Origin of the sequence: Streptomyces sp. NPDC020422 (assembly GCF_044386705.1) — a bacterium.
Taxonomy (GTDB): domain Bacteria; phylum Actinomycetota; class Actinomycetes; order Streptomycetales; family Streptomycetaceae; genus Streptomyces.
Map to the genome: position 1 here is coordinate 96,637 of NZ_JBIRVJ010000010.1, position 23,255 is coordinate 119,891.

At 72.5% G+C, this 23,255-nt stretch carries 20 protein-coding genes; 12 read left to right on the top strand and 8 right to left on the bottom strand.

Annotated features, from left to right (window positions below):
• The first annotated feature begins 322 nt into the window (after nucleotides 1-322).
• Nucleotides 323-1,540, top strand: coding sequence for an amidohydrolase family protein (locus tag ACH414_RS26710; protein ID WP_382541665.1), 1,218 nt, complete (start codon nucleotides 323-325; stop codon nucleotides 1,538-1,540).
• 159 nt (nucleotides 1,541-1,699) lie between these two features.
• On the opposite strand, the gene ACH414_RS26715 is transcribed toward ACH414_RS26710, so the two are convergent.
• The gene (locus ACH414_RS26715) at nucleotides 1,700-2,236 is read right to left on the bottom strand and encodes an RICIN domain-containing protein (protein WP_382541668.1); all 537 of its coding nucleotides are present in this window, start codon (nucleotides 2,234-2,236) and stop codon (nucleotides 1,700-1,702) included.
• 204 nt (nucleotides 2,237-2,440) lie between these two features.
• Between ACH414_RS26715 and ACH414_RS26720 the strand changes: the two genes are divergently transcribed.
• The 6 genes from ACH414_RS26720 to ACH414_RS26745 all read left to right on the top strand — a co-directional run bounded on the left by ACH414_RS26720 (nucleotide 2,441) and on the right by ACH414_RS26745 (nucleotide 11,042).
• A complete protein-coding gene (locus ACH414_RS26720) occupies nucleotides 2,441-3,361 on the top strand; it encodes an LLM class F420-dependent oxidoreductase (RefSeq protein ID WP_398943643.1) in 921 nt (306 codons plus the stop codon).
• A 19-nt stretch (nucleotides 3,362-3,380) separates the two neighbouring features.
• Nucleotides 3,381-4,142: an SDR family NAD(P)-dependent oxidoreductase gene (locus ACH414_RS26725; RefSeq protein ID WP_398943645.1), complete on the top strand. Its 762-nt coding sequence runs from the start codon at nucleotides 3,381-3,383 to the stop codon at nucleotides 4,140-4,142.
• A 122-nt stretch (nucleotides 4,143-4,264) separates the two neighbouring features.
• Nucleotides 4,265-5,389: an LLM class flavin-dependent oxidoreductase gene (locus tag ACH414_RS26730; protein WP_382541676.1), complete on the top strand. Its 1,125-nt coding sequence runs from the start codon at nucleotides 4,265-4,267 to the stop codon at nucleotides 5,387-5,389.
• A 559-nt stretch (nucleotides 5,390-5,948) separates the two neighbouring features.
• Entirely contained in the window at nucleotides 5,949-7,688 is a 1,740-nt protein-coding gene (locus tag ACH414_RS26735; RefSeq protein ID WP_398943647.1) for an amidohydrolase family protein, read from the top strand.
• The gene (locus ACH414_RS26740; protein WP_398943649.1) at nucleotides 7,685-9,196 is read left to right on the top strand and encodes an aldehyde dehydrogenase family protein; all 1,512 of its coding nucleotides are present in this window, start codon (nucleotides 7,685-7,687) and stop codon (nucleotides 9,194-9,196) included. Before ACH414_RS26735 ends, ACH414_RS26740 begins: the two co-directional genes overlap by 4 nt.
• Nucleotides 9,197-9,467: 271 nt before the next feature.
• Complete coding sequence (locus ACH414_RS26745) at nucleotides 9,468-11,042, top strand: APC family permease (RefSeq protein WP_382541684.1); 1,575 nt, start codon at nucleotides 9,468-9,470, stop codon at nucleotides 11,040-11,042.
• A gap of 85 nt (nucleotides 11,043-11,127) precedes the next feature.
• On the opposite strand, the gene ACH414_RS26750 is transcribed toward ACH414_RS26745, so the two are convergent.
• Both ACH414_RS26750 and ACH414_RS26755 read right to left on the bottom strand, forming a co-directional pair.
• Nucleotides 11,128-11,346, bottom strand: a complete 219-nt coding sequence (locus tag ACH414_RS26750) for a hypothetical protein (protein ID WP_382541687.1) — start codon at nucleotides 11,344-11,346, stop codon at nucleotides 11,128-11,130.
• 51 nt (nucleotides 11,347-11,397) lie between these two features.
• Entirely contained in the window at nucleotides 11,398-11,859 is a 462-nt protein-coding gene (locus ACH414_RS26755) for a carboxymuconolactone decarboxylase family protein (protein WP_382541690.1), read from the bottom strand.
• Nucleotides 11,860-11,882: 23 nt separating this feature from the next.
• Between ACH414_RS26755 and ACH414_RS26760 the strand changes: the two genes are divergently transcribed.
• Nucleotides 11,883-12,380: a GNAT family N-acetyltransferase gene (locus ACH414_RS26760; protein ID WP_382541693.1), complete on the top strand. Its 498-nt coding sequence runs from the start codon at nucleotides 11,883-11,885 to the stop codon at nucleotides 12,378-12,380.
• Here ACH414_RS26760 and ACH414_RS26765 read toward each other — a convergent pair.
• Nucleotides 12,346-12,813, bottom strand: a complete 468-nt coding sequence (locus ACH414_RS26765; RefSeq protein WP_382541696.1) for a carboxymuconolactone decarboxylase family protein — start codon at nucleotides 12,811-12,813, stop codon at nucleotides 12,346-12,348. The genes ACH414_RS26760 and ACH414_RS26765 overlap by 35 nt on opposite strands.
• Nucleotides 12,814-12,910: 97 nt before the next feature.
• Entirely contained in the window at nucleotides 12,911-13,678 is a 768-nt protein-coding gene (locus ACH414_RS26770; RefSeq protein ID WP_398943653.1) for a GNAT family N-acetyltransferase, read from the bottom strand.
• Nucleotides 13,679-13,753: 75 nt separating this feature from the next.
• Here ACH414_RS26770 and ACH414_RS26775 point away from each other — a divergent pair, with 75 nt between their 5' ends.
• Nucleotides 13,754-14,287 carry a GNAT family N-acetyltransferase gene (locus tag ACH414_RS26775; protein ID WP_382541702.1) on the top strand — a complete coding sequence of 178 codons (534 nt, stop codon included), beginning with the start codon at nucleotides 13,754-13,756 and terminating at the stop codon, nucleotides 14,285-14,287.
• On the opposite strand, the gene ACH414_RS26780 is transcribed toward ACH414_RS26775, so the two are convergent.
• A complete protein-coding gene (locus ACH414_RS26780; RefSeq protein ID WP_382541704.1) occupies nucleotides 14,268-15,743 on the bottom strand; it encodes a CehA/McbA family metallohydrolase in 1,476 nt (491 codons plus the stop codon). The genes ACH414_RS26775 and ACH414_RS26780 overlap by 20 nt on opposite strands.
• Nucleotides 15,744-15,837: 94 nt before the next feature.
• On the opposite strand from ACH414_RS26780, the gene ACH414_RS26785 reads away from it, so the two are divergent.
• The 3 genes from ACH414_RS26785 (at nucleotide 15,838) to ACH414_RS26795 (ending at nucleotide 20,658) form a co-directional block, all read left to right on the top strand.
• Nucleotides 15,838-16,668, top strand: a complete 831-nt coding sequence (locus ACH414_RS26785; protein WP_382541707.1) for an LLM class F420-dependent oxidoreductase — start codon at nucleotides 15,838-15,840, stop codon at nucleotides 16,666-16,668.
• Between the two features lie 130 nt (nucleotides 16,669-16,798).
• Entirely contained in the window at nucleotides 16,799-19,393 is a 2,595-nt protein-coding gene (locus ACH414_RS26790; RefSeq protein WP_398943654.1) for a bifunctional FO biosynthesis protein CofGH, read from the top strand.
• Between the two features lie 140 nt (nucleotides 19,394-19,533).
• Nucleotides 19,534-20,658, top strand: coding sequence for an ADP-ribosylglycohydrolase family protein (locus ACH414_RS26795; protein ID WP_386566139.1), 1,125 nt, complete (start codon nucleotides 19,534-19,536; stop codon nucleotides 20,656-20,658).
• Here ACH414_RS26795 and ACH414_RS26800 read toward each other — a convergent pair.
• Together ACH414_RS26800 and ACH414_RS26805 are read right to left on the bottom strand one after the other, a co-directional pair.
• Nucleotides 20,643-22,196, bottom strand: coding sequence for a sodium:solute symporter family protein (locus tag ACH414_RS26800; protein WP_398943655.1), 1,554 nt, complete (start codon nucleotides 22,194-22,196; stop codon nucleotides 20,643-20,645). The genes ACH414_RS26795 and ACH414_RS26800 overlap by 16 nt on opposite strands.
• Before the next feature lie 198 nt (nucleotides 22,197-22,394).
• Entirely contained in the window at nucleotides 22,395-23,189 is a 795-nt protein-coding gene (locus ACH414_RS26805) for an SDR family oxidoreductase (protein ID WP_382541719.1), read from the bottom strand.
• Nucleotides 23,190-23,255 lie beyond the last annotated feature (66 nt).

The following is a 23,255-nucleotide window of genomic DNA, read 5'->3' on the forward strand; positions in this document are numbered from 1 at the left end:
GCCCGTGCCCGTGTCGGAGACGCCCTTCGCGCTCCCGGCCACGGCGTTGCCGGTCTCCCTCGTCCCGTTTCCGGGCGTGCGGGAGTCCCGTTCCTCGGCCGGCCCGGTGCCGGTCCCGTCGGAACCCGTCGCCGGAGTCCGTTGCTCCGGAACCCGCGGCCCGTTCTCACGGTCCATTAGCTCCCCCTGCCCGTACCGCTGGTTTCGCCCAAGACAGTCTGCCTTGTCCGCAGGGCGCTCGTCAGCATCGGGTCGGCCGATCCGGCATCGCACGCGAGCCCGATAGCTGACGAACCGTCAGATCGGCGCTACCGTGAACGGCATGGAGAGCTTCCCCAAGATCATCTCGGTGGACGACCACACCGTGGAGCCCCCGCACGTCTGGCAGGACCGGCTCCCGTCCCGCTATCGCGACACCGGCCCCCGGATCGTCCGCGCCCCGCTGAAGGAAATGACCTTTCTGGGCGGAAAGTTCGCCCCCGTCATGGGTGCCAAGGGGGACGAAGGCCCCATAGGCGACTGGTGGGTCTACGAGGACCTGCACCGCCCGCTGACCCGCCTCGACACCGCCGTCGGCTACGACCGCGACGAGATACGCCTGGAGGTCATCACCTACGAGCAGATGCGGCCCGGCTCGTACTCCGTGCCCGAGCGGCTCGCCGACATGGACGTCAACCACGTCCAGTCGGCGCTCTGCTTCCCGACCTTCCCCCGGTTCTGTGGTCAGACCTTCACAGAAGCCGCCGATCGTGAACTCGGACTCCTCGGGGTGCGGGCCTACAACGACTGGATGGTCGAGGAGTGGTGCGGCCCCGAGGCGGGGGGCCGGCTCATCCCGCTGACCCTGATCCCGCTCTGGGACCCCGAGCTCGCCGCCGCCGAGGTCCGCCGCAACGCGGCCCGCGGGGTCAGGGCGGTCGCCTTCTCCGAGATACCGCCGCACCTCGGGCTGCCCTCCGTCCACACCGACCACTGGGATCCGTTCCTGCGCGCCTGCGACGAGACCGGCACCGTGATCGCCATGCACATCGGCTCCTCCAGCCGGATGCCGTCCACCTCCGCCGACGCCCCGCCCGCGGTCGGCTCCACCATCACCTTCGCCAACTGCTGCTTCTCGATGGTCGACTGGCTGATGAGCGGCAAGTTCGAGCGCTTTCCCAACCTGCGGATCATGTACGCGGAGGGGCAGATCGGGTGGATCCCGTACATCCTGGAGCGCGCGAACGTCGTGTGGGAGGAGAACCGCGGCTGGGGCGGCGTCGCCGAGAAGGTGCTGCGCCCGCCGTCGGAGCTGTTCGCCGAGCACGTCTTCGGCTGCTTCTTCGACGACGCCTTCGGACTGCGGAACCTGGACGCGATCGGCGTCGGGAACGTCCTCTACGAGACCGACTACCCGCACTCGGACTCCACCTGGCCCAAGTCCCGCGAGGTCGGCGAGGCGCAGATGGGCCATCTGGCGCCGGACGTGGTCGAGCGGATCGTCCGCGGCAACGCGATCGACCTCCTCGGGCTGACCGAGGACGGCCTCTGGCGGCCCTGAGCGCCGCGCGAGAAGGCACCCGCCCGTGGGTCGCCGCGCGAGAAGGCACCCGCCCGTGGGTCGCCGCGTGAGAAGGGCCCGCCCGGCCCGCCGAGGGAGGCGGACCGGGCGGGGGCTGGGCGGCGGGCGCGGCTCGGGAGGAGCCGGTCCGCGCGTCGTCTACTCCGGGATCAGGGTCCACATCTGGTTGGTGCCGCCGGTGCAGGTCCACTGCTGGGCCCGGGCGCCGTTCACCTTGCTCCAGCCCGCGATCTCCAGGCACTTCCCGCTGTTCTTGTTGATCAGGTAGAACACGTTGTCGCTGATGTAGTGCTCGTCCCACTGCTGGTTGTCGCCGCCGTGGCAGTCCCACATGTGGACCGTCGCGCCGTTGTCCTTGCTCCAGCCGGCGACGTCCAGGCACTTGCCGGTGTGGGCGCTCTTCTCCATCCCCCACCACTGGGAGCCGTACCAGTGGCCGTCCGCGGCCCACTGCTGGTTCGCACCCCCGTGGTAGTCCCACTGGTTCACCAGGGCGCCGTTGGCCGTGGACCAGCCGCCGACCTCCAGGACCCGCCCGCTGTTGAGGTTCTTGTAGGCGAATCCCGGAATGTCGTCCGCCGCGGCGGGCGACGCCTGGACGCCGGCGACGAGTGCGAGCGCCGCGACGGCCGTTCCGAGCGCGCGCAGCGCGGCGGTCTTCTTGCGGGTGTTCATGCTGCTCCCCCTGAGCTGATTCCTCTGCGTGCCGCGTCCACGCTGCCGCACGGCCCGCCCCGCGGTCTTGGAGAAAAGCGCATCTCTTCCGTCGCGGCCCGGGACCGTCGGGACCGACCCCTTGTCTGATGGGCCGTCAGGAGACAGCATGGGGGCCGTCGTTCGTAACTGACGGAACGTCAGATATGAGGAGGAGGGCTCCCCATGGTCGTGTACGGGATGCAGCTGCCCGTCCAGTCCCAGAGCGCCATGTACGCCGAGCCCTGGGAGGCCGCCGCCGGGCCCGCCGACCTCCTCGCGGTCGCCCGCGCCGCCGACGAGCTCGGCTTCGACTACATCGCGAGCTGCGAGCACGTCGCCGTCCCGCGCCGGCTCGCCGGGGCGATGAGCACCATCTGGTACGACCCGGTGGCCACCCTCTCGTTCCTGGCGGCGGCCACCGAGCGGGTCCGGCTGCTCTCCCACGTGGCCCTGGTCGGGCTGCGCCACCCGCTGGTCTCGGCGAAGGCGTACGCGACGCTCGACCACCTCTCCGGCGGGCGGCTCGTCCTCGGGGTGGGCGCCGGGCACCTCCCGGAGGAGTTCGAGACCCTCGGCGTCGACTTCGCCCGGCGCGGCGGGGTCCTCGACGAGACCGTCGACGCGCTGCGGGCGGCGCTCGGGCCCGAGGAGTTCCCGGAGCACAGCGGCGAGCGCTTCGCCTTCCGCGACCTCGGCCAGCGGCCCCGGCCCGCACAGGAGCACGTGCCCATCTGGGTCGGCGGCTCCTCGCCCGCCGCCGTGCGCAGGGCCGCCCTCAAGGGGGACGGCTGGCTGCCGCAGGGCGACCCGCGCGGGGCCCTTCCCGAGCAGATCGCCCGGCTGAAGCGGCTGCGCGAGGAGGCCGGGATCGAGGCGCCGCTCACCGTCGGGGCGATCACCGAGGCGCTGTACGTCGGACAGCCCGGCTGGGACACCGGCCGGCGCACCCTGAGCGGCAAGCCGCAGGCGCTCGCCGAGTCGCTGCGCGCCTACGGGGAGATGGGCGTGGACCAGATCCAGGTGCGGTTCCGCTGCCGGAGCCGGGCCGAACTCGTGGACCAGATGGGGGCTTTCGCCACCGAGGTCGCCCCGCACCTCATATGACAGGAGAAGGAGTCGGCGCATGGGCAAACTGGACGGGCGGGTCGTCGTCATCACGGGCGCGGCGCGCGGGCAGGGCGAGCAGGAGGCGCGGCTCTTCGCCGCCGAGGGGGCCCGGGTGGTCCTGGGGGACGTCCTGGACGGCCCCGGCGAGGCGCTCGCCAAGGAGCTGGGGGAGGACCGGGCGCTCTACGTCCACCTGGACGTCACCAGCGAGGAGGAGTGGGCGGCCGCGGTGGCCGCCGCGAAGGAGCGCTTCGGGCGGATCGACGGCCTGGTGAACAACGCGGGCATCCTGCGCTTCAACGAGCTGGTGTCGACGCCGCTGGAGGAGTTCCAGGCGATCGTGCGGGTCAACCAGGTCGGCTGCTTCCTCGGCATCAAGGCCGTGGTGCCCGAGATCGAGGCGGCCGGCGGCGGCACGATCGTGAACACCGCCTCGTACACGGGCGTGACGGGCATGGCGGGGGTGGGTGCCTACGCGGCGAGCAAGCACGCCGTCCTCGGCCTCACCCGGGTCGCCTCCCTGGAGCTGGCGGCCAAGGGGATCCGGGTGAACGCGGTCTGCCCCGGGGCCATCGACACGCCCATGAGCAATCCGGAGGGCGTGGACCCGGCGGCCACGGCCGAGCTCTACCGGAAGCTGGTGCCGCTGGGGCGGATCGGGCGGCCGGAGGAGGTGGCGGCCCTCGCGCTCTTCCTGACCGGCGAGGACTCTGCGTACATCACGGGGCAGCCGTTCGTCATCGACGGCGGCTGGCTGGCCGGTGTCAGCCTCTTCTGAGCATTTCCTGACGCTCCATCAGGTATTGACGCACCCGTCGTGCGGTGCGACAGTCGGGCACATCGCTGATCTGACGCTTCGTCAGAAACGTCGTCAGACACTCACGAGGACGGTGAACTTCCGTGGAATTCGGGATCTTCGTACAGGGATACGTCGGCAAGCGCGCCGAGACCGATCCCGAAGCCGAGCACAAGGCCCTCATGGAGGAGACCGAGTACGTCATCCAGGCGGACAGGTCCGGGTTCAAGTACGCCTGGGCCTCCGAGCACCACTTCCTGGAGGAGTACTCCCACCTCTCCGCCAACGACGTCTACCTCGGCTACCTCGCCCACGCCACCGAGCGCATCCACCTCGGCTCCGGCATCTTCAACCCGCTCGCCCAGGTCAACCACCCGGTGAAGGTCGCCGAGAAGGTCGCCATGCTCGACCACCTCTCCGGCGGCCGCTTCGAGTTCGGCTCCGGCCGCGGCGCGGGTTCGCACGAGATCCTCGGCTTCTTCCCGGGCATCACGGACATGAACCACACCAAGGAGATCTGGGAGGAGACCATCGCCGAGTTCCCCAAGATGTGGCTCCAGGAGGAGTACGAGGGGTTCCAGGGCAAGCACTGGTCGCTTCCGCCGCGCAAGATCCTCCCCAAGCCGTACGGCAAGTCCCACCCGGCCATGTGGTACGCGGCCGGTTCCCCGTCCTCGTACGCGATGGCCGGCCGCAAGGGCCTGGGTGTGCTGGGCTTCAGCGTGCAGAAGGTCTCCGACATGGAGTGGGTCGTCGAGTCGTACAAGAACGCGATCAAGGAGGCCAAGGCGGTCGGCGACTTCGTCAACGACAACGTCATGGTCACGTCGACGGCGATCTGCGCGGAGACCCACGACAAGGCCGTCGAGATCGCGGTGGGCGGCGGCCTCAACTACCTCCAGTCCCTCCTCTTCCGCTACCACGACACCTTCCCCCGCCCCGAGGGCATCCCGGAGTGGCCGGAGCTCCTCCCCGAGTACTCGGCGGAGATCATCGAACTCCTCATCGCGGAGGAGCTGATGATCTGCGGCGACCCGTCGGAGGTGCTGGCGCAGTGCAGGCGCTGGGAGCAGGCGGGCGCGGACCAGCTGTCGTTCGGGCTGCCGATCGGGATCTCGTACGAGGACACGATGAACTCGATCAGGCTCATCGGGGAGCACGTGATCCCCGAGATCGACACGGACCCGGTCCACCGCACGACCCGCTTCCGCCAAAACGCCCAGCCCTGACGGGCCCCGCGCTCCGTCCCGCCCCGCCGGTCGTGACCCGCGCCGCCACCGCGCGGGGCCGCCGGGCCCACCCCCGTGTGGGCCGCCTCGCCCACCCCCGTGTGGGCAATCGTCCCGCAGGGCGGGACGGGTGGGCACACGGGACGGCGCTCTTAGCGGCGCCTCCGCTCCCCGTGCCTGAAGCCCCGCCCCGACTGCGCCGCACCCGTGGTGCGGGTTCAGGCGCGGGAGCCTAGGCCCGGCAAGGGGCGCCGTCCGTTGTGCCCACCCGTTCCGCCCCAGCGGAACGAATGCCCACAACGGCGGGCCGCGAGGCCCACAACCGGCGGCGCGAGGCCCGCAACAGGGCCGGCCGCAGGCGGGGGGCGGGCGCCGACCCGGTGGGGTACGGGATCGGCGTTCGCGGGCGTGAGGTCCCGCGGTCGGGCCCGGGCCCGGATCGAAGAAGCGCGGGGCGGTGTCTTCCCGGACCGCCGCCCCGTACCGGCCCCGGCCGGAGGCCGTTCCGCGGCGGCCCCGGCCGGGGCACACCCGCGTCCACGCGCAGAAAGGGACGGCCATGCTCGACCACCTGATCAAGGGCGCCACCGTCGTCGACGGCACCGGCGCCCCCGCCTTCACCGCCGACGTCGGCATCCGCGACGGCCGGATCGCCGTCGTCGCCGAGCCCGGCGCCGTCGCCGAGGAGGCCAGGACCAGCGAGGACGCCACCGGTCTCGTCCTCGCCCCCGGCTTCGTCGACCCGCACACCCACTACGACGCCCAGCTCTTCTGGGACCCCTTCGCCACCCCGTCCATGAACCACGGCGTCACCACCGTCGCCGGCGGCAACTGCGGCTTCACCCTCGCCCCGCTCCACCCGGACCGGCCCGAGGACGCCGACTACACGCGCCGGATGATGTCCAAGGTCGAGGGCATGGCCCTCAAGGCCCTGGAGGAGGGCGTCGACTGGAGCTGGTCCTCCTTCGCCGAGTACCTCGACGCCCTCGACGGGCGGATCGCCGTCAACGCCGGCTTCATGGTCGGGCACTGCGCCCTGCGCCGGTACGTGATGGGGCCGGACGCGATCGGCGGGCAGCCCACCGAGGAGCAGCTCGACCGCATGGTCGCGCTGCTCAAGGAGGCCATGGCGGCGGGGGCCTGGGGGTTGTCCACCACCCAGTCGTCCACCCACTCCGACGGCGACGGCGCCCCCGTCGCCTCCCGGCACGCCGGGCCCGCCGAACTCATCGCCCTGTCCCGGGCGGTCGGCGAGCACGAGGGCACGCAGATCGAGGCGATCCTGGCGGGCTGCCTCGACCAGTTCTCGGACGCCGAGATCGACCTGTTCGTGGAGATGACGGCGGCCGCCGGGCGCCCCCTCAACTGGAACGTCCTCACCATCGACGCCACCGTCCCCGAGCGCGTCCCGCGCCAGCTGCTCGCCTCCGAGCGCGCCCGCAAGTCCGGCGGCCGGATCGTCGCGCTCACCATGCCGATCCTCACCCCCATGAACATGTCGCTCGGCACCTTCTGCGCGCTCAACCTCATCCCCGGCTGGGGCGAGATCCTGGGCCTCCCGGTGCCCGAGCGGATCGCGAAGCTCCGCGACCCCGCCGTACGGGCCGAGATGCTGCGGCGCGCCGACTCCAAGGAGGCCGGCGTCTTCCGGCGCCTGGCGAACTTCGGCCGGTACGTCATCGGCGACACGTACAGCAGGGAGAACGAGGGCCTGACCGGCCGGGTCGTGAGGGACATCGCGGCCGAGCGCGGCCAGGACGCCTTCCAGTGCCTCGTCGAGATCTGCGCCAACGACGAGCTGCGCACCGTCCTGTGGCCCATGCCCACCGACAACGACCCGGCGTCCTGGGCGCTGCGCCGGGAGACCTGGCAGCACGAGGACGTGCTGCTCGGCGGCTCCGACGCGGGCGCCCATCTGGACCGGATGTGCGGGGCGCCGTACACCACCCGCTTCCTCGGCGACTGTCTGCGCGGCCGGAAGCTGGTCCCGCTGGAGCAGGCGGTGAAGATGCTCAGCGACGACCCGGCCCGGCTCTTCGGGCTGCGCGAGCGCGGCCGGATCGCCGAGGGCTTCCACGCCGACCTGGTCCTCTTCGACCCCGAGCGGATCGACGCGGGCCCGGCGACCCTGGTCCACGACCTGCCGGGCGACAGCCCCCGGCTCGACTCGCGCGCGGTCGGCATCGTGTCGGTGCGGGTCAACGGGGTGGAGACGGTACGCGACGACGAGGTGACGGGCGCCATTCCGGGCCGGGTGCTGCGCTCGGGCCAGGACACGAGGACGGTGAGTACGCGATGACCCGCGAGACCCCCCGCGAGACCCTCCGAGAGATCCCCCGTGAGATCCCCCGTGAGATAAGGGAACGCCTCTATATAGGAGGGGAGTGGGTCGAGCCCGACGGCGGTCACTACGAGGTGGTCGACCCCGCCTCGGAGGAGCTCGTCGGCCTGGCGCCCGAGGCCTCCCGGGCCCAGGTGTACGAGGCTGCCGAGGCCGCCCGCGCGGCCTTCGCGACCTGGTCGCGGACGAAGCCGGAGGAGCGGGCCGCGATCCTGGACCGGGCCGCCGACCTGATGGCCCGGGACGCCGAGGCGAACACGCTGCTGGCCCGCGCGGAGACCGGGGCGACCACGGCGACGGCCCGCGGGATGCAGGTCGCCGTGGGCTCCTCGCGCTTCCGGCGGTACGCGCGCGGTGCCCTGGAGCCGGTCGAGCAGGCGCTGCCCCCGCAGATCAACGAGGCGGGGCCGATGGGGAAGGCCGGGGTGTTCGGGGCGGTGGCGGTGCGGCGCCCGGTCGGCGTGGTCACCTGCATCACCTCGTACAACAACCCCTGGGCCAACCCGGCCGGCAAGATCGCCCCGGCGCTCGCCATGGGCAACACGGTCGTGGTGAAGCCCGCCCCACAGGACCCGCTGTCGGTCTTCGCGATGGTCCGCGCCCTGGAGGAGGCGGGCGTCCCGGCGGGGGTGGTCAACCTCGTCACGGGCTCCGCGCCGGCGGTGGGCGAGGCGGCCGTGGACTCCCCGGCGGTCGACATGGTCTCGTTCACCGGTTCCACTGCCGTGGGGCAGGCGATCGGCGAGGTCTGCGGCCGGGACCTGAAGCGGCAGCTGATGGAGCTGGGCGGCAAGGGCGCGGCGCTGGTCTTCGACGACGCCGATCTGGACGCGGCGGTGATGGGGATCGGCACGACCTTCTCCTTCTACAGCGGGCAGATCTGCACGGCGCCGACCCGGGTGCTCGCCCAGCGCGGGATCCATGACCGGCTGATCGAGAAGCTGACCGGCTATCTCGGCTACATGAAGGTCGGCGACCCGGCGGCGCGGGGCACGGTGGTCGGTCCGGTGATCTCGGCGGCGCACCGGGACCGGGTGGAGTCGTACGTGGAGCTGGGGCGCAAGGAGGGGGCCACGGTGGTGGCGGGCGGGGAGCGCCCGGACTTCGACCGCGGCTTCTATGTGGCCCCGACCCTCCTGGCGGACTGCACCCCCGGGATGCGGGTGGTGCGGGAGGAGATCTTCGGACCCGTGGTCGTGGTGGTCCCGTTCGACGACGAGGAGGAGGGCGTCGCGCTCGCGAACGACAGCGACTACGGACTGATCGACTACGTGTGGTCCGGGGACGTGGCCCGCGCCTTCCGGATCGCGGGGCTGCTGCGCGCCGGCGGGGTCGGGGTGAACACCATCGGCCGGAACATGGAGGCGCCGTTCGGCGGCTTCAAGAAGAGCGGGGTCGGGCGGGACGTGGGCTCGTACGCGCTGCACGCGTACAGCGAGCTGCAGGCGGTGGTCTGGCCGGGCTGAGCGCCGGTCGCGGACCGGGGCGGGCCCCTTCCCGGGCCCTTCGGAAAATTCTTCGGGAAAATTTGGAAACGGACATTCAGGACAGTGCTGCGGTTCCCGCATATCGGACACTCCGCGCCGGACCTACCGCTTGGTCGGTCCCGCGCGGTAGTCGATCTTTCAATCATTGGCGGGTGTCCGGGTTCGACCTCGCAATGCAAGGCAATGATCGATCAGATGAGCGGACTTCGATCTTCCGGATGTGGAAACCGCAGCATTTAACGTCCTGTTCATGACTCAGGTGGATGCGCGGCCCCAGGCCGGAGACACGGTAAGGGGCGTCGCGGCCCCAGACGGCGCCGCCGACAACCACGGCGTGCGCACCAAGGGCCTCGGCGGCAACTCCGTCGGCCTGCTCGGCAGCGCCGTCATCGGCATCTCCACCGTCGCCCCCGTCTACTGCCTCACCTCGACGCTCGGCTCCACCGCCGGCGAGGTCGGCCTCCAGATGCCCGCCGTCTTCCTCGCGGGCTTCCTGCCGATGCTCCTCGTCGCCTTCGCGTACCGCGAACTCAACAAGGTCATGCCCGACTGCGGCACCTCCTTCACCTGGACCGTGAAGGCCTTCGGCCCCAAGGTCGGCTGGATGTGCGGCTGGGGCCTGGTCATCGCGACGATCATCGTCCTGTCCAACCTGGCGGGCGTCGCCACCTCGTACTTCTGGCTGCTCGCCGGAGAGGTCACCAACAGTCCCTCGATCGCCGCCCTGGACGACGACAAGGCCGTCCACATCGTCACCTGCCTCGCCCTGATCGCCGCTGCCACCGCGATCAGCTACCGCGGCATGACCGCCACCAAGGGCGTCCAGTACACCCTCGTCGGCCTCCAGCTCCTCGTCCTCGGCCTCTTCGTGGCGATGGCGCTGTCGAAGGCCGGCTCCTTCGAGACCTCGGTCGACTTCTCCTGGTCCTGGATGAACCCGTTCGCGGTCCAGTCCTTCGCCGCCTTCACGGCCGGCCTGTCCCTGTCGATCTTCATGTACTGGGGCTGGGACACCTGCATGACCGCCAACGAGGAGACCCGCGGCAGCGAGAAGACCCCCGGCCGCGCCGCCCTCATCGCGATGGTCGTCCTGGTCGGCTCCTACCTGGCCACCGGCGTCGCCGCCCAGATGGCCGTCGGCTCCGGCGACAAGGGCCTCGGCCTCGCCAACCCGGAGACCTCCGACAACGTCTTCGCCGCCCTGGCCGGCCCCGTCATGGGCCCCGCCCTCGGCATCCTGCTCTTCCTCGCCGTGCTCGCCTCGGCCGCCGCCAGCCTCCAGACGACCTTCATCCCGGTCGCCCGCACGGTCCTGGCCATGTCCACCTACGAGGCCCTGCCGAAGTCCTTCACGAGGGTCCACCCGGTCTTCAAGACCCCCGGCAGGGCCACGATCGTCGCCGGCGTCGCCACCGGCGTCTTCTACACGGTGATGACCCTGGTCAGCGAGCACGTCCTGGTCGACACGATCTACGCGCTCGGCCTGATGATCTGCTTCTACTACGCCCTGACGGCCTTCGCCTGCGTCTGGTACTTCCGCGGCGAGCTGTTCCGCTCCGTGCGCGACCTCGCCTTCAAGGGCCTCATGCCGGCCCTCGGCGGCCTGATGCTGACCGCCGTCTTCGGCAAGACGCTGTACGACATGTGGGACCCGGCCTACGGCTCAGGCTCCGCCGTCTTCGGCGTCGGCTCGGTCTTCGTCATCGGCGTCGGGCTGCTGCTGCTCGGCGTGGTGATCATGCTGGTGATGCAGCGCCGCAGCCCCGCGTTCTTCCGCGGCGAGGTGCTCACCAAGGAGACCCCGTCGCTGGTGGTCGCGGACTGATGGACTCCGCGACCGTCGGCTGACGGAAACGACGAGGTGGCGGGCCCGTGGGGGGTCCCGCCACCTTCGTCGTCCCTGGGCTCGGTCAGTGCTGGCCGGGCAGCAGCCCCTGCACCAGCTTGTTGGGCGCCGGCATCTCGGCCGGGGCCGCCCCCTTGCCCTGCGGCGTCAGGACGCCGCTGAGCGGAACCACCGAGGGCAGGTTGGCGCCGGCGGTGTCGGCGGCGGCGGTCCCGGCGGTGGCGGCGAGCCCGCCCGCCACGGCGAGACCGGTCAGGGCGGCTGCGGTGAGGATCTTCTTCATGCCCGCTCCAACGCGGACGGCACGGATCCGGTTACGGGGCCCCACCGGGCCCTACCAGGTCGCGCCGGCCGGCTGCCGGGTGGTCGCGTTCAGCCGGTTGAAGAGGTTGGTGATCCCGATCCACAGCACGATCTGCGCCAGCTGCCTCTCGTCGTAGTGCCGCGCCGCCTCGTCCCACACGGCGTCCGGCACCGCGTCGGACCGGTCGGCCAGCCGGGTCGCGTGCTCGGCGAGCGCGAGCGCGGCCCGCTCGGCCGCGGAGAAGTACGGCGTCTCCCGCCACGCCGCCACCGCGTGCAGCCTCTCGTCGCTCTCCCCTTCCTTCCGCGACTTCAGCGCACCGCCGACGACGCAGTAGGAGCAGCCGTTGATCTGGCTGGCCCGCAGATGGACCAGGTCGAGCGTGGCGGCGGGCACGTCGCCACCGGACTGGGCGGCCTTCGCGAGCCGCAGGATCGAGCCCATGGCCTCGGGCAGGACGGCGGCGGGGTTGGACATGCGGACGGCGGTCATGGAGGTCTCCTTAGGATGCGCGTATGCATGCGGACGCGGGGATGGACGTTCAGGGGACGACGAGCTGGCTGATGCGCCCGGCGCGGGCGGCGGACGTGGAGTCCGTCGCCGAGCTGAAGGCCGTCGTGATGCGCGACGACCTGGTGCGCCTGGGCCGGTATGACGAGCACCGGGTGCGCCGGCGGCTGCGGGACGAGTTCCGCCCCGAGCACACCTCGGTCGTCGAGGTGGACGGAGCGTTCGCGGGCTGCGTCGCCTTCGGGCCGCACGAGCACAAGCCCGGCCGCTACCTGGCGCACTTCTACCTCGCCCCCGAGGCCCAGGGCAGGGGCCTCGGGACGGCGGTGCTCGCGACGCTGCTCGACCGGGCGGACGCCGAGGGCGTACCCGTGCGGCTGACCGTGGTCCGGGGCAGCGCGGCGCGCCGGCTCTACGAGCGGGCGGGCTTCACGGTCGAGTCCGAGGACCCGATCGACGTACGGATGGTCAGAACGCCGCGCCGGCCGGCTGCCGGGTCGTGACGTTGATCCGGTTGAAGAGGTTGGTGACGCCGACCATGAGCACGATCGCGGCCAGCTGCTTCTCGTCGTAGTGGTCGGCGGCCGCGTCCCACACCTCGTCCGGCACGGCGTCCGAGGTGTCGGCGAGCCTGGTCGCCGCCTCGGCCAGGGCGAGCGCCGCGCGCTCCTCGTCGGAGAAGTACGGCGCCTCGCGCCAGGCGGCGACCGCGAACAGCTTCTCGTCGCTGACGCCGTTCTTCCGGGCGCTCCTGGCGCCGTAGTCGACGCAGAATCCGCAGTTGTTGATCTGGCTGGCCCGCAGGTGCACGAGCTCCAGGGTGGACTCCGGGACACCGCCCTGACGCGTGGCCTTCAGCAGTTCCATGATCGCCGGACCGGCGTCGGAGAGCAGGTAGGCGGGGTTCTTCATCCGGGCCTCGACCTCGTGCTGCATGGTGCGCTCCTCGTGTTCGTGGGCGTTTTCCGTTGCCTTCACTGCACTGACGGAGCGCGCGACGCGGATGTGACAGCTCCCGGGAGATTTCTTCGGATCAGTTTTCCGCGGGGCCGTCCCCGGCCGGTTCGGCGATGAGCGCCGTGCCGACCGTGCGGAAGCCGAGCCGGGCGTAGAGGTGGGCGACGGTGTCGTCCGTGGCGGTCAGGAAGACCGTCTCGACGCCGTGCGCGCGGGCGTCCGCGACGAGCGCGGCCGTGACCGCGAGCCCCAGGCCGCGGCGGCGGGCCTCCGGGCGGGTGCCGACCCCGACGACCTCGCTGACCGGGCCCACCGGCTGGTGCTGGCCCGCCGAGAGCGCGGTGCCGTCCGGGCCGAAGGCCGCCGCGAGCCGGGTCAGACCGGCCGCGATCCTGGCCCCCACCTGCTCGGCGGCTCCGGGCGTGGGCGTGGCGCCGAAGGCGGCGTACGAGGCGGCGACGGCACCGTCCAGATCCGGGTCCCGGTCACCGACCATCCGCACCCCGTACCCCTCCGGCAGCACGGGCAGCTCCTCCGCGTCCTGGGTGAGCACCATCAGCGGATGCTCGTGCACCACGAGCCCGCTCGCCTCGACCGCCGCCCGCAGCCCCGGCGTGGTCTCCGCCACCCACTCGAAGGCCTCGGGCGCCCCCAGCTCACGCTGCCGGGCCCGTACCGCCTGCACGGCCGCCACCGTCACCTCGCCGGTGTGACCGAGCGCGGGCCGCGCGTAGTACGGCCAGCCCTCCCCCTCCCGTACGAAGAGGGTCAGCGGCCCGAACTCCTCGGCGCGGGCGGCGGATCGGGGAACGGCGTCGTCATAGGCCTCGAGTCGGTTCAGCATGGGGACAGCATGGATCACGGGCTGTGGATCATCGAGGGAATATGCCTCGGCCCGCCCGCGCGCGATGATGGGCCCATGACCGAGATCCTCACCCCCCGACTCCTCCTGCGCCGCTGGACCGACGACGACCTCGTCCCGATGGCCGAGATCAACGCCGACCCGGAGGTCATGCGCTGGATCGGCGACGGCTCCGTGCTCGACCTGGAGCGGACGGCCGAGCGGATCGAGCACTGGGAGGAGGAGTGGGACGAGGAGGGCTTCGGGCTCTTCGCCGTCGAGCTGCTCGGCTCCGGGGAGCTGATCGGCTTCACGGGCCTCTCGGTGCCGCGGTTCCTGCCGGAGGCGGCGCCGGACGTGGAGATCGGCTGGCGGCTCGGGCGCCAGTTCTGGGGCCAGGGCTACGCCTCCGAGGCCGCCCACGCGGCCCTGGAGTTCGCCCTCCAGGACCGCGGCCTCGACCGGGTGATCAGCATCTCCAGGGCCGGGAACACCGCCTCGGAGAACGTGATGCGCAAGCTCGGCATGAGCCTGGAGCGGGAGACCGTCCACCCGGAGTTCGGGCACCCGCTCCGGATCCACGCCATCGACCTCACCGAGTACCGGGCCTGACCTCCAGGAACACCGGGTTGGTGAAGGCGGCGAGCGCCCCCGGCAGCGGCGGGGCCGTCGCCGGGTGCCGGACCTCCGCGCGTACGTACGTGGCGTAGGCGGCGGTCGTCGTCCACTCGGCGGTGTCCGTGCCCTGGGCCGTGTGCAGGACGCCCTGGTCGGTGACGAAGCGGAGGGTCGCGCCCGGCGGGGCGCCGGTGACGCGCAGCCGGGCGGTGACCGGTTCGCCGGCGGGCACGGCGAGCCGCTCGCCGATCCCGGCCTCGCGGCCGCGCGCGTCGGTGACGCCGAACTCCACGGCGACCGCAGCGGATTCGGCGACATAGCTCCGCCCCGCCCGCAGCCCGTCCAGGATCGCCGCCCGGCTCAGCTCCTCCGCGAGGACGACCGTCTGCGGGGTGCCGACCCGGTCCGGGTCGCGGTGGGCGTCGCTGCTGCCCATCGCCGGCGTCCGGCGCCCCCGGGCCAGGGCCGCGTCCCAGCCGGCCAGGGCGATCTCGTCGTCCGGGGTGTAGGGGCCGTTCCACACCTCCACCGCGTCCGCCTCGCCGAAGCCGAACTTCCAGGCGCAGCCGATGCAGGTGGCCTGCGGGTGCGCCGGGACGACCAGGCCGCCGGCCCGCCGGATCTCGCGGGCGTAGTGCGCGAAACGGTTCTCCCTGGCCCGGTAGCGCCAGTCGACGAAGGTGCCGGGATCGGTGCCGAGGGCGAGGACGTGCCCGTTGCGGGTGGTGACCTCCTCGCCCAGCAGGACCAGCAGGTCGTCCCCCGCGTGCGGGGCCCACGCGCCGTGCCCGGCATGGGTGTTGTGCTCGGTCGTGGCCAGGAAGTCCAGCCCCGCGGCCCGCGCGAGGGCGGCGACCTCGGCCGGGGTGCGGCGCCCGTCCGAGTACACGGTGTGCAGGTGGCAGTCGCCCCGGTACCAGGCCCGGCCGCGCCCCCGGGCCCGCTCGGGCGGGTAGGCGGCCGGCGTGGCGGGCGCGTCCGGGCCCGTCCGCAGGGTCACCGTCACCGTGTACGCGAGGCCCTGCGGGGCGACCGTGTACGGGGCGAGGACGACGTGCCAGGTGCCGGGCCGCAGCGGGCCCGCGACATATCCGGGGGTCGCGTCGTCCGCCCGTACGAAGAACTCCTTGCGCGCCCCGCCGGACCAGCCGCGGAAACCCCGGCCGCCGAGCGCGATGCCACGCTGGTCGAACAGTCCGATGTCGAGGGCGTTGCCCTGGGTGCCGGCGGGCACGGCAGGCCGGTCGTAGGTGTACGCCACCCGCAGCTCGCACACCCCGCGCGGCAGCTCCAGCGGCAGGTACACGTAGTCGGGGGAGCCCGGCGGGAGGCTGCCGCTCACCGTACGGGTGAGATCCCCACCGTCCGCCCGGGCGAAGCTCACGGTCCCCAAGGTAAGCGCGGTCGCGGCGCCCGTCGCGAGGAGCGCGCGTCTGGTCGTCTGCGTCATGCCCGTGACTGTCCTCCGGGCGCGTGAACGAGGGAACAACACGAGGGGCTTCCCGCCCCTCGGAATTCCACCCCGCAAGCCCTACCGTGCGCCTATGCGGATCTCGACCACGATCTTCCTGACCGACGAGACCATCACCCCCGTGCGGCTCGCCCGCGCCCTCGAGGAGCGGGGCTTCGCCGGGCTCTACCTGCCCGAGCACACCCACATCCCCACCGAGCGCACCACGCCCTACCCCAACGGCGGCCCGCTCCCCCCGGAGTACACCCGCATCCTCGACCCGTACGTCGCCCTCGGCCAGGCCGCCGCCGTCACCGCGCGCCTGCTGCTCGGCACCGGCGTCACCCTGGTCGCCGAGCACGACCCCATCTCCCTCGCCAAGCGCGTCGCCACCCTCGACCACCTGTCCGGCGGCCGCTTCACCCTCGGCGTCGGCTTCGGCTGGAACCGGGAGGAGGCCGACGACCACGGCGTCGCGTGGTCCACCCGCCGCGAACGCACCCGTGAGGCGATGCACCTGATGCGCGCCCTGTGGTCCCCCGAGCCCACCGCGTACGCGGGTCCCTCCGGCCTCTCCGTCCGCGCCTCCCACGCCTGGCCGAAGCCCGCGGGCGGCGCCCCCCGCACCCTCGTCGGCGGCGCGGCGGGCCCCAGGCTCTTCGACCACATCGCCGACTACGCCGACGGCTGGATGCCCATCGGCGGCCACGGCCTCACCCGGACCCTCCCCCTCCTGCGCGACACCTGGGAACAGGCCGGCCGCGACCCGAAGACCCTCCAGATCGTCCCGTACGCGATCCTCCCCACCCCCGGAAAGCTCGCCCACTACGCGGACCTGGGCTGCGAGGAGGTCGTCGTCCAGCTGCCGCCGGGGGAGGAGGGGGAGGTGCTGCGGGCGCTGGACGGCTATGCGGCGTTCCTGTGACGGGTGCTGCCGGGTGGGCATGAAGCCGGACTCTCCCCGTTGGTGTGCCGGGCGCTCATCGTAGGACCGCCAGTAGAGGGGGGAACGAGTACGCATACTCACCTCAGGCGAGCGCTCGTATGCTCGCTCCATGACGGATCACCAGGCACGACGTCCCGCAGGCCCCACCGAGAACGCGATGCGCCGCGCCCTCAGGCGGGCCAGGGACGGGGTCGCGCTCGACGTCGCCGAAGCCGCCGTGCTGCTGCAGGCGCGCGGGGCGGACCTGGCGGAGCTGGTCGGCGCGGCCGGGCGCGTGCGGGACGCCGGACTCGCGGCGGCCGGGCGGCCGGGGGTCGTCACGTACTCGAAGAGCGTGTTCATACCGCTGACCCGGCTGTGTCGCGACAAATGCCACTACTGCACCTTCGCGACCGTGCCCGGCAAGCTGCGCCGCGACGGGCACGGGATGTTCATGTCGCCCGACGAGGTGCTGGAGATCGCCCGCCGCGGCGCCGAACTCGGCTGCAAGGAAGCGCTGATCACCCTCGGGGACAAGCCGGAGGACCGCTGGCCCGAGGCGCGGGAGTGGCTGGACGCGCACGGCTACGACGACACCATCGCGTACGTGCGGGCCATGGCGATCCGGATCCTGGAGGAGACCGGCCTGCTGCCGCACCTCAACCCGGGGGTCCTGTCCTGGACGGACTTCCAGCGGCTCAAGCCCGTCGCCCCCAGCATGGGGATGATGCTGGAGACCACGGCGACCCGGCTGTGGAGCGAGCCGGGCGGTCCGCACCACGGCTCGCCCGACAAGGAACCGGCCGTGCGGCTGCGGGTGCTCGAGGACGCCGGGCGGTCCTCCGTGCCGTTCACCTCGGGGCTGCTGCTCGGGATCGGCGAGACGTACGAGGAGCGCGCCGAGTCGCTGTTCGCGCTGCGCCGGATCGCCCGCGCCTACCACGGCATCCAGGAGCTGATCATCCAGAACTTCCGCGCCAAGCCGGACACGGCGATGCGCGGGATGCCCGACGCCGAGCTCGACGACCTGGTCGCCACCGTGGCCGTCGCCCGGCTCATCATGGGCCCGAGCGCCTGCCTCCAGGCCCCGCCGAACCTCGTCGACGACGAGTACGAGCGGCTCATCGCCGCCGGCATCGACGACTGGGGCGGGGTGTCCCCGCTCACCATCGACCACGTCAACCCCGAGCGGCCCTGGCCGCAGATCGAGGAGCTCGCGGAGCGGTCCCGGGCCGCCGGTTTCGAGCTGCGCGAACGGCTCTGCGTCTACCCCGAGTTCGTCGTCCGCGGCGAGCCCTGGCTGGACCCGCGGCTGCTGCCCCACGTGCGGGCCCTCGCCGACCCGGAGACCGGCCTCGCGAACCCCGACGCGCCCGTGCGCGGGCTGCCCTGGCAGGAGCCGGACGAGGCGTTCGCCGCCGCCGGCCGCACCGATCTGCACCGCACCATCGACACCGAGGGCCGCACCGGCGACCGGCGCGAGGACTTCGACGAGGTGTACGGGGACTGGGAGGCGCTGCGCGAGGCCGCCGCGCCCGGCATGGTCCCGCAGCGGATCGACACCGACGTCCGCGAGGCGCTCGCCGTCGCCGCCGACGACCCGACCCGGCTCGACGACGCCCAGGCGCTGGCCCTGCTGCACGCCGACGGGCCCGCCCTCGACGCGCTGACCCGGATCGCCGACGACGTGCGGCGCGCGGCGGTCGGCGACGACGTGACGTACATCGTCACGCGGAACATCAACTTCACCAACGTCTGCTACACCGGCTGCCGGTTCTGTGCCTTCGCCCAGCGGCGCACGGACGCCGACGCGTACACCCTCTCCCTCGACCAGGTCGCGGACCGCGCCCAGCAGGCCTGGGAGGTCGGCGCGGTCGAGGTGTGCATGCAGGGCGGCATCCACCCGGACCTGCCCGGCACGGCCTACTTCGACATCGCCCGGGCGGTGAAGGAGCGCGTCCCGGGCATGCACGTGCACGCCTTCTCCCCGATGGAGGTCGTCAACGGGGCCTCGCGCACCGGGCTGTCGATCCGGGAGTGGCTGACGGCGGCGAAGGAGGCGGGTCTCGACTCGATCCCCGGGACCGCCGCGGAGATCCTCGACGACGAGGTCCGCTGGGTGCTCACCAAGGGCAAGCTGCCCACGGCCACCTGGATCGAGGTCGTCACCACCGCCCACGAGCTGGGCATCCGCTCCTCGTCGACGATGATGTACGGGCATGTGGACCAGCCCCGGCACTGGCTCGGCCACTTCCGCACCCTGGCCCGCATCCAGCAGGAGACCGGTGGCTTCACCGAGTTCGTGACGCTGCCCTTCATCCACACCAACGCGCCCGTCTACCTCGCGGGCATCGCCCGCCCCGGCCCGACGGTCCGCGACAACCGCGCGGTCACGGCGATGGCCCGTCTGCTGCTCCACCCGCACATCCCGAACATCCAGACCAGCTGGGTCAAGCTCGGCACGGAGGGCGCCGCCGAGATGCTCCGCTCGGGCGCCAACGACCTCGGCGGGACCCTGATGGAGGAGACCATCTCGCGCATGGCGGGGTCGAGTTACGGCTCGTACCGCTCCATCCGCGACCTGGAGGCCATCGCCGATGCCGCCGGCCGCCCGTCCCGGCCGCGCACGACCCTGTACGGGGAGGTCCCCGAGGAGCGGCAGCGCGCGGCGCGCGCCTCGGACGGGCACCTGCCGGAGCTGCTGCCGGTGGTGCAGGCCGAGTGAGAGTGCGTGGCGAATGATCAACGACAACGGTCAAAACCGGACCGAAGGGCGTCGGATCGCATAACGTTCCACGCCCCGAACGAGCGCATCCGGTCTATTACAGTGCTGGACCAGGAGCCGCCGACCGGGGAGGGCGCACCGTGACCACCACCACCGCGGCCGTGTGGGGCCGCGCCGAGCAGCAGGACTTCCGTGCCCGGGTCCGCGGCTGTCTGCTCGGCGGCGCCGTGGGCGACGCCCTCGGCGCCGGGGCGGCCGGACGCACCCTCGCCGAGCTGCGCGCGGCCCACGGCCCCGAGGGGCTGACCGAACCGGTCCCCGCGCACGGCCGCCTGGGCGCCGTCACGGCCGCCACGCAGATGGCCCTGTTCACCGTGGACGGCCTCATCCGCGCCCAGGTCCGCCGCGACACCGGCGCCTGGCACCCGCCCACCGACGTCCACCGGGCGCATCTGCGGTGGGCGGCGACCCAGCGCGACTGGGGCCCCGACGAACGACGCCCCGACCTCGGCTGGCTGGCCCGCGAGGAGTGGCTCTACGCCCGCCGGGACCCCGCCAAGGCGTGTCTGACCGGGCTCGGCGACGAGGTCCTCGGCACCCTGGACCGGCCCAAGAACCCCGGCGCTGCGGACTCCGGCGCCCTGGTCCGCTCGGCACCCTTCGGGCTGCTGGTCGGCTGGGAGCCGCAGCTGGTGTGCCAGCTGGCGGTCGAGTGCGCGGCGCAGACCCATGGCGACCCGGCCGCCCATCTCGCGGCCGGCGCCCTCGCCGTCGTCGTGCACGGACTGGCCCGCGGCGACAGCGTGGACGGCGCCGTCCGCACGGCGCTGGCCCAGCTCGCCCCGCGCCCCGGCCACGAGCCGGTGACCGGGGCCCTGGAGGCCGCGCTGGCCGCCGTGCGCCAGGGGATGCCGGACGCGGCGCGGGTGGCGGCGCTCGGCGCGGACGAGGACCGGGCCGAGGGGCAGCTGGCGGCGGGCGTCTACTGCGCCCTGGTCGGCGAGGACGTCCGGCACGGGCTGCGGCTCGCGGTCAACCACGACGGCCCGTCCGCGGCGACCGGTGCGGTGACCGGGGCGCTGCTCGGCGCCCTGCACGGCGAGACGGCCCTCCCGCCGGCCTGGGTGGCCGTTCTGGAGGGCCGCTCGACGGTCCTGGAGCTCGCCGACGACTTCGCGATGGAGATGACGCAGGGCGCCGCCCTGCACGGTCCGGGGGTCGTGGAGGCGGCCACCGGCTGGCTGGCCCGCTACCCCAGGGGCTGACCGCTCCGCTCGCCGCCCTGCGCGGGCACGGCGGCCGCGCCGTCGCTGCCCCGGTCGCCGTCACCGCCGCCGAGCCGGTCGAGCAGCGCGTCCCGCTCGGGCGTGGCCTCCGGCTTCACGTACCCGATCAGCACGTACAGCACGAGCGAGGTGGCGAGCGGCGAGACGATCTGGATCTGCAGCTCGACGCCGTCGAGTCCGTAGGTGGTGAGCCAGAAGGCGAGCAGCCCGGCCGCCCAGGAGACGAGCGCGGCCGTCGGACCGGACTTCCGGAAGGTCTTCAGGAGCCCCAGCATGAAGGGGATCGCGATCGGACCCATCAGCCCGGCCACCCACTTGATGACGACGGTGATGATGTCCTTGAAGGCGGGGGAGTGGACCTGGGTGGCCACCGCCATCGACAGGCCGAGGAAGGCGATGGTCGAGAGCCGCGCGGCGAGCAGCCCCGCCCGCCGCGACCAGCCGCGGGCCGCCCGGCTGAGGGCGGGCGCGATGTCCCGGGTGAAGACGGCCGCGATGGCGTTGGCGTCGGAGGAGCACATGGCCATGGTGTGCGAGAAGAAGCCCACGATGACCAGGCCGAGCAGGCCGTGCGGCAGCAGCTGCTCGGTCATCAGGGCGTAGGCGTCGGAGGCGTCGGGCTTCGTCGGCCGGACGAGCAGCGGCGCGCACCACATGGGGAAGAAGAGGACGAGCGGCCAGACGAACCAGAGCACGGCGGAGAGCCGGCCGGAGCGGGTGGCCTCGCGGGCGGAGGGCGTGGCCATGTAGCGCTGGGCCTGGTTCCACATGCCGCCGCTGTACTCGAAGGTCTTGATGAAGAGGTACGCGAGGAGGAAGGTCAGCGTGTACGGGCCGGCCGTCGGCGCCGTGTGCCCCTGGAGCTCGGGGCGGTCCCACACGGTCCACAGCGCCTCGATCCCGCCCAGCCTGCCGAGGACGGCGACGAGCATGGCGACGCCGGCGAGCAACTGGATGACGAACTGGCCGAGTTCGGTGAGCGCGTCGGCCCACAGGCCGCCGACCGTGCAGTAGATGCCGGTGACGACGCCGGTGACGAGGATGCCCTGGTCCAGGGAGATCCCGGTGAAGACGGAGAGCAGGGTGGCGATGGCGGCCCACTTGGCGCCCACGTCCACGATCTTCAGGAGCACCCCGGACCAGGCGAGGGCCTGCTGGGTGGGCAGGTCGTAGCGGTTCTTCAGGTACTCCAGCGGGGAGGCGACGCGGAGGCGGGAGCGGAGCCGGTTGAGGCGGGGCGCGAAGAGGTGGGCGCCGACGGCGATGCCGAGGGCGATGGGGAAGGACCAGGTGACGTAGGAGGTGACGCCGTAGGTGTAGGCGATGCCGGCGTACCCGGTGAACATCACGGCGCTGTACCCGGACATGTGGTGGGAGATGCCGGAGAGCCACCAGGGCATGCGGCCGCCGGCGGTGAAGAAGTCGGAGACGTCCTCGACGCGCTTGTGGGACCAGACGCCGATCGCGACCATCACGCCGAAGTAGGCGATGAGCACGGCCCAGTCGAGACTGTTCATGCGTCCCCTCCATGGGGTCCCGGTCCGCCTTGTGAACGCCGTTCATCGTGTGGGGAGTTGCAAGGCAGGGACAAGGCAATGGAGGGTCAAGGGGCAGTAAAAACGTTCTGTTTACTGACCCTTGTTCACGTCCATGAACGTTGCATGTTCGGGGCGGCCCCCGGCGCCTCCTGTCGGCGGCCACCCGGCGCCCCCTGGTCAGCGCATCAGCTCCCCCGCGTTCACCAGCAGCGACTGCCCGGTGATGGCCCGCGCCCGGTCCGAGGCGAGGAAGGCCGCGGCCTCGGCCACGTCCCCGTCCGTCGCCAGCTCCGGAAGCGCCATCCGCTCGGTGAGCCGGCCGAGCACCTCGGCCTCCGGTACCTGCTCGGTGTGCGCCGTGAACTGCACGTACGCCTGGACCGGCGGTCCCCACATCCAGCCCGGCAGCACGGTGTTGACCCGGATCCGGTGCGGGCCGAGCTCGCGCGCCATCGAGTACATCGCCGAGGTCAGCGCACCCTTGGACGCCGCGTACGCCGCCTGCCACACCTGCGAGGGCGCGGCCACCGCCGACTGGGTGCCGATCAGCACGACCGAGCCGCCCCGCTCCTTCAGGGCCGGCAGGCAGGCCCGCGTCATCCGCAGCGTGCCGAGCAGGTTCACGTCCAGGACGCCCTGCCAGGTCGCGAAGTCGGCGTCCTCCAGGCCGCCGAAGTACGAGTCCCAGGCGGCCACGTGCACCACCGCGTCGATCCGGCCGAAGCGCTCCACCGCGAGGGCGGCGAGCGCCTCGCACTGGGACTCGTCGGTGATGTCGGTGACCCGGTAGGCGGTGCGCCCGCCGCCGGGGTCGATCTCGGCCGCCGACTTGGCCAGGTTGGCCTCGGTGCGGGCCCCGAGGACCGCGTGGCCCCCGTCCCGTACCACCGTCTCGGCGATCCGGTGGCCGAGCCCCGCGCCGACGCCCGACACGACGACGGTCTTTCCCTGGAGCAGTCCTTGGAACGCCATCCGGAACCTCCCTGGGCCTGTTCATTGATCTGACGGCCCGTCAGAGTAGGTGCACCGAACCGAGCA